4 protein-coding genes are annotated in these 3,104 nt (G+C 66.3%); 2 read left to right on the forward strand and 2 right to left on the reverse strand.

The genetic code is table 11. The features are described from left to right. Window positions 1-327: 327 nt before the first annotated feature. Complete coding sequence (locus AC5JJ6_RS06270) at window positions 328-1,191, reverse strand: phytanoyl-CoA dioxygenase family protein (protein ID WP_496041216.1); 864 nt, start codon at window positions 1,189-1,191, stop codon at window positions 328-330. Between the two features lie 74 nt (window positions 1,192-1,265). After that, entirely contained in the window at window positions 1,266-2,204 is a 939-nt protein-coding gene (locus AC5JJ6_RS06275) for a LacI family DNA-binding transcriptional regulator (protein WP_496041217.1), read from the reverse strand. A gap of 21 nt (window positions 2,205-2,225) precedes the next feature. Between AC5JJ6_RS06275 and AC5JJ6_RS06280 the strand changes: the two genes are divergently transcribed. Both AC5JJ6_RS06280 and AC5JJ6_RS06285 read left to right on the forward strand, forming a co-directional pair. Then, complete coding sequence (locus AC5JJ6_RS06280) at window positions 2,226-2,855, forward strand: dioxygenase family protein (RefSeq protein ID WP_496041218.1); 630 nt, start codon at window positions 2,226-2,228, stop codon at window positions 2,853-2,855. A 59-nt stretch (window positions 2,856-2,914) separates the two neighbouring features. Continuing rightward, on the forward strand, window positions 2,915-3,104 hold a 190-nt coding region (locus tag AC5JJ6_RS06285; RefSeq protein ID WP_496041219.1), incomplete at its 3' end, for a cupin domain-containing protein.

A 3,104-nucleotide genomic window follows, 5' to 3' on the forward strand; every position in this document is an offset into this window, starting at 1 on the left:
GATGCGGCGGCGGAGACGGCCTTCCGTATCCAGTTCAAGCCCGAAATGACGAATCATGAAGCCGGTGAGTTCCAGGACGCCAGCCTTGCTGGAGACCGCTTCCTCGGCCCAGTCGGGCAGCACTTTACGAACCGCAGACCACTTGATGCCGGCGGCGTCCAGGTCTCGGCGAAGGCTTGCGCCTTCGGCGGTCGGGCGTGGGTGGGGCAGGGCGGATCTCCATTCTTGCGGGAATGAACTTACCTGAAACCGCACGCTCTTGAACAGTCCGCGACTGCGGACCGGCCAAATTCTATTAAAATTTGAAACCTGCTATGTCCACCTCTCTCATCCCTCGCCGACGTAATGCGGGTCCGGCCGCTCCATCAACTCCTCGTAATGGACCATGACCAGCGCACCGAGGGGGCAGGGGCGGCCGGCTTTCCAGGCCCACTCCCCCCGGTCGCAGTCCGCCGCCCTGACGTAGCCGTTCAGGTAGAAGCGGCGGTCGCGGGCGCTCCGGTTGCGGCCCGAGCCGTGGATCAGGTAGGGGCTCCAGAAGGCGACGTCTCCCGGTTCCAGCAGGACATCGACCAGCCGGTCCGGGTCGATGCCGGCCTGCCTCAGCGCGTCTTCGGGCGTGCCGCTGCCCATGACGGTATCACGGCCCAGGTCGAGCGCTCCCAGCCGGTGGCTGCCGGGGATCACGCGCAGTGCGCCGCTTTCCACCGTGTGGGGATCGACCGCGATGCCGGTCTGGACGTAGCTTTCGGCAAGGTTGCGGTAGCACGCCGCCGGCTTGCGGAAGCGGGCGTCCTGGTGGAACGCGAAGTCGGAGATCAGCGAGCCGGCGGGCTTCCAGTGAAGCTGGTTGATGATTTGCTTGATATCTGCCCCAAGCAGCGGCGCCATCAGGCCGAACAGCCTCATGTCGGTCCGCACGGCCGCCAGATCGGCATCGCCGTAGGACGGCCACTGCACCATCTTGACGATCCTGCCCAGTGCCGGATCGGAACCGACCCGAACCATCAGGTTGCCATGGCGGAAATCGCGCGGATGGAGCAGGCCCGCGGCGTATTGGCGGTCGAAAGCCTTGGCCAGAACCGCCACGTCGGAGGGATCGAAGACGCCCCGGACGATCGCGAAGCCGTCGCGGCGGTAATCCGCCGCAAAGTCCGCATCATAGGCGACGGAGCTGAAACTCACCGTCATGACGACCGTCTCCCCAATCCCTCCGCATCAATTTACAAAGTATATCAAATTTCGTCTTTGGAAACGACCCTCCTTTATGGCGGAGCCGTCGATCCCCTCAGCACCAGTTCCGGTTCGATGATCCGGGTGACCGGCGCCGCGTCCTGGCTGACGATCCGCTTCAGCAGAAGCTCCGCCGCCTGCCGGCCCATGTCGCCGTGGTGTATATGCACTGTGGTCAGGGGAGGATCGACCATGTCGATCAGCGGCATGTCGTTGTGCCCCACGACCGAGATATCCCCGGGGCAGGCAAGTCCCCGGGCGCGCATTTCCAGGTAAAGGCCCAGCGCCAGCAGGTCGTTGGCCGTCGCGACGGCCGTCAAGTCCGGGTGGCGGTCCAGCAGTTCCGCCGCTGCCGCCCGCCCCGCGTCGCGGGTATAGGCCGAGGCGACGGCGATAGCGCCGGCGGGCAGTCCGGCCCGCGCCATCGCCTGTTCGAAACCCTGGCGCCGCAGCACGCCGGTCGAAAGATGCTGAGGACCGGCGATGTGGCCGATGCGCCGGTGGCCAAGGCCGGCCAGATGCTCCACCGCCAGCCGCATGCCGCCGATATCGTCCGAGATCACCGTCGACGCCCTGGTCCCGGTCTCTGCCCGGTTGACCAGCACGGCGGGCACGCCGGCTTCAAGGCAGCGCGTCAGCACGGGGTCGTCCCGTTGCGCCTTGGCAAGCACGACGCCTTCGACCCGGTGCGCTATCAGCTGATCGACGATCCGGATCTGCTGATCGACGCCGCCGCCGGCATTGGCGATCAGCGCCGAATAGCCGTTCTCCGCCAGCACGGTTTCGATGGCGCTCAGGATCGGCGCGAAGACGAGGTTCGCCATATCGGGCACCACCACGCCGATCAGGCGCGACCGCCGGGTGCGCAGTCCCGCCGCCAGCACGTCGCGCTGATAGCCCATCCGGAGAGCGGCGGCCTGGACCCGCTCCACGACATCCTGCCCGATCAGGTGCGATTTCTCCGGGTTCAACGCCCTGGACGCCGTCGAACGGTGAACGCCGGCCGCATCGGCAACTTCCTGCAAGGTCGCGGGCCGGCGGGTCAGTTCATTCATCGTCACGGGCTCGGTCCGTTCTGGCGGAGGAACTCGCCGCGCACCGAGAACGGCGGCTCGATTGTCCGCTGCGAAACTCCCGGACCGCCGCTGTCGGTCGCTGCCAGGATCGTCGATCCGCAGGGCAGGGGGATCGAAGGGGTGGAGGTCGATGTCTGGCAGGCCTCTCCGGTCGGGCTCTACGAGAACCAGGACGACACCCAGGCCGACATGAACCTGCGGGGCAAGTTCACCACGGATGCGGAAGGCCGCTTCGGCTTCCGCTCCATCCGCCCCGCCGGCTATCCAGTCCCGACCCACGGCCCCGTTGGCGATTTGCTGCGCGCTCAGGCGCGGCACCCGTTCCGCCCGGCGCACCTGCATTTCCTTGCTTTCCGCGAAGGATACAAGACGCTGATCACGCAGGTCTTCGTGGACGAGGACCAGCATCTTGAAACCGACGTCGTTTTCGGGGTGACGCGCCACCTGATCGGCGATTTCAAGAAAGTCGAGGCTGGCTACACGCTGGACTACACCTTCGTCATGGAGCCGGGCGAAGCAAGACTTCCGACGCCGCCGATCAAGTAAGACACGGAGTTTTCTAAGCGAATGGGCCGTCCGACACCGTCTGGCTCGGCCTTTCCCGCATCGATCCCGGCGGCGGCACGACGCTGGATGCCTCGGGTGTCGAGAAGATGTACGTCGTCCTTGACGGCGAAGTCGTGATCTCCAACGGGGAGGAGGAGGCGACGCTGCGTCCCTGGGACAGCGTCCGGATCGCTCCCGGCGAGAAGCGGGCGCTGGCCAACCGGACCGGCCGGCCCGCCGCGATCCTGC

It is taken from the genome of Skermanella sp. (assembly GCF_059503625.1).

Bases quoted from the DNA above. Each gene is read 5' to 3' on its own strand.
- AC5JJ6_RS06270 (WP_496041216.1), bottom strand. From the start codon at position 1,191: ATGACGGTGAGTTTCAGCTCCGTCGCCTATGATGCGGACTTTGCGGCG.